The sequence below is a fragment of the Antrihabitans spumae genome (assembly GCF_043944905.1).
Lineage (GTDB): Bacteria > Actinomycetota > Actinomycetes > Mycobacteriales > Mycobacteriaceae > Antrihabitans > Antrihabitans spumae.
Window position 1 is genome coordinate 1 of the sequence record NZ_JBIMSN010000108.1, and the last position, 2335, is coordinate 2335.

Here is a 2335-nt window from a genome sequence, read left to right on the forward strand (position 1 = left end):
TCGAAACCATCAACCCGAACCGCTCAGGCCAGCACGCGCCCCGCGTGAAAGATCCGGGCTAAGGTTCCTTTTCATCCCGGCGCGGATCGCGAGAACGCCGTCGGCAATGGCGGCGAGTACAACGAGAACAACGAGAACATGCCAGACTGACAGGGTGCTGAGCATGGTCGCAGAGTCTATGTTCCGCCAGCGGGTAGTTACCCATTCGCGCGACGATTCGCTTGGATAAACACCTGACTAAGGATCAGGAGGTTGCGGCTTGCGTCGCCCATTCGGCTGATACCAGGCTGTGTCGACTTCCTGCTGATGGTTAGATACGTCATGCTGTCGAACATGCAGCTCGATGGAGTCGATATCGAATGGGTGGATCGCGCACTTAGGTCGTTTGTGGCTGAGACGGAGCCCGTGAACCAGTCGTCCTCCGGCGCGGGGTACGTGTCGATAACACCCCAGATGGCCCCTAAACGTGGACGACTTGAGGCTCTCCGGCTGACCGAGGTGATCCGGCCGATACTCGACAAGCTATATCCCGAGTGGCGATCAGAGAACTCTACGAACGAATACGACGAGTTCAAGTCCGAGCGCGACGCCGCAAGCCGACTCATAGCGCGGCTCAGCTCCCATGTCGAGGTGGAAAAACGACTGGGAGGCCTCGACTCGTCCCCCAAGATTTCGGCGGCTGCGTTGCATCCACTGATCTGGCAGGCGGCCTCCGCACAATGGTCTACCGGCCACCGCCACGAAGCCGTGCTTGCTGCGGCCAAGGCGGTCAACTCGCATCTGCAGACCAAGATTGGTCGTCGCGACGTATCGGAAACGGATCTTGTAAAACAAGCGTTCAGCGACAAAGCTCCCGAGCCCGGAAAGCCCCGCCTGAGGTTCAGTGCAGTCGTAGACGAGAAGACACGCGAATCCCTGCGGCGCGGTGTACTGGAGTTTGGTTCTGGCTGCTTCGCAGCAATCCGAAACCCGATTGGCCATCTTCCGAACGCTGAAGTCGACCTTAACGAGCAGACTGCGCTCGAACGCCTCGCCGCATTGAGCCTGCTCGCTCGTTGGATCGATGATGCGACCTTGGTGTCGACTTAAAAGAGATCGCTGCCCCACACCCTCAGAGGGTGCGTTTCCCTCCCGACTGTTACCTATTCGGTCGCGGATTCCCTTATGGGTAGTAACCAGCTCAGCTATGCTTTGCGTTGGCGCTTCACATGCGAGGTAAAGGTCACGGCGAGTAGCGGCGGGCTTTTCTCGGCATTCGGCGATCTAACTCGGAGAGGCCCTGATCCGTGGGTACATACATATCTCCTGACGAGGCTGTTCGGGCCGCGTTCCCGTCGGCCCGCCGCCGAAAGGGTTGGCTAAGCAGTGGTATCCGTACGGCACACAATGCCGACGTTCTGCTGCTCGACGAGTCTGCGGCCCCTCTAGCTACTGGTCAGAGCGGCGAAGGTGGCGCAGGCGATACGCCGATCGAGGGCGCGAGTGATCAGAGTCTTTGGCGGTACGCGGTTGCTGCCTGCGGAGTGTTACTGGTTGCTGGGGCTTGCTTACTTATCAGTCACAAGGTTTCTGACGCCGCGTACCTAGCGCAGAAAGCGCCACCAGTCGACGGACTTACTATCTTTGCGGTGTTCTTCGTCGCAGCACTCGCGATTGAGAGATTGCTCGAACCGCTCTCCAATGCCCTCCTACCTACTAGTGACAAGAAGAAGAACGCCGAGAAGGCCGCTGAGGCAGCAGGTAAATCAGTTGTCAGCGCACGTAAAGGCCAGAGCCAGCTCGCCACCCTTAACGCGATAAAACGGGAATTCGACTCCGGCGCAATCACTCTCGACACCGTGGTCAATGAAGCGGAAAGGCTGCCGCTGCCGAATCTAAAGCCCTTGCTGACTGCTTCTCGCGCACCAACTCCGGACATCGACGCGGTGAAGACCGAACTGACCAATGCTGTCACTGCTAGCAAGGGCGTTGTCGAAAAGGACAACGGCAAAGCCAATGATGCCCTCAAAACCGCTGCCGTAGAAGGCGAGAGGCTACGCGTGCGTCAGTTGACGCGGACGACGGCATTCTGGGTGTTGGCGACCGTGATCGGGATGCTTGCCGCAGCAACGATGAAGCTCTACTTCCTCAACACAGTCGGTATCACCGCCGGAGCGCGCTGGCAGGAGATCCTCGCAACCGGACTCATCTTGGGCGCGGGTACCCAACCTCTGCATTCGTTAACGACCTTGATCACCAAGAAGGCCGAAAAGAAGGAGGACGAGCCAGGAGACGACAGCTAGCCCAGATCTTTCTCCGGGCTGACGTGCCGGCTTGATCTGTTTCGGATTGGGTT

Annotated in this window: 2 protein-coding genes; both read left to right on the plus strand. The window is 58.7% G+C overall.

The genetic code is table 11. From position 1 onward, the window contains the following. Window positions 1-321 precede the first annotated feature (321 nt). Window positions 322-1089 (plus strand): TIGR02391 family protein, encoded by a 768-nt coding sequence (locus ACHIRB_RS23160; RefSeq protein ID WP_395126733.1) that lies wholly within the window; start codon window positions 322-324, stop codon window positions 1087-1089. Between the two features lie 539 nt (window positions 1090-1628). Further along, the gene (locus ACHIRB_RS23165) at window positions 1629-2282 is read left to right on the plus strand and encodes a hypothetical protein (RefSeq protein WP_395126732.1); all 654 of its coding nucleotides are present in this window, start codon (window positions 1629-1631) and stop codon (window positions 2280-2282) included. The last annotated feature ends 53 nt before the right edge of the window (window positions 2283-2335 follow it).

Excerpts from the sequence above, each read along its gene's own strand:
- ACHIRB_RS23160 (WP_395126733.1), top strand. The coding sequence starts at position 322 with ATGCTGTCGAACATGCAGCTCGATGGAGTCGATATCGAATGGGTGGAT.